This is a genomic window from Cupriavidus sp. SIMBA_020, from assembly GCF_046535395.1.
Lineage (GTDB): Bacteria > Pseudomonadota > Gammaproteobacteria > Burkholderiales > Burkholderiaceae > Cupriavidus > Cupriavidus campinensis.
The window spans coordinates 1-257 of record NZ_JAWRWU010001032.1 but is presented as its reverse complement, the minus strand read 5'-3'; the positions used below and the strand labels follow the sequence as shown (position 1 = coordinate 257).

At 65.4% G+C, this 257-nt stretch carries 1 protein-coding gene; it reads right to left on the bottom strand.

The features are described from left to right. Positions 1 to 211: MurR/RpiR family transcriptional regulator (locus SB751_RS32610; RefSeq protein ID WP_410749330.1), on the bottom strand; the 211-nt coding region annotated here is incomplete at its 3' end. Positions 212 to 257: the final 46 nt, after the last annotated feature.

Below are 257 nucleotides of genomic sequence, written 5' to 3'. Positions count from 1 at the left end.
AGCCGAAATGCTTCGCGAACCGCACGACGGCCGACGGCTGGACGCCGCAGGCCTCCGCGAGCGACTGGATGCCTTCCAGGCCAAGCTGATCGCGATGCGTTTCCACGTGACGCGCAATCACCTTCAGGCGATTGCTGAGGCCGTCGTACTCCTGCGTCAGATGCTGCAGGAACTGCTCGACGGTGGCGGGAGGTTTCTCGGATGAGCTCATCGGATAGCGCGAAGTTGACGGCCCCGATGCGCGCGCGGCCTGTGGG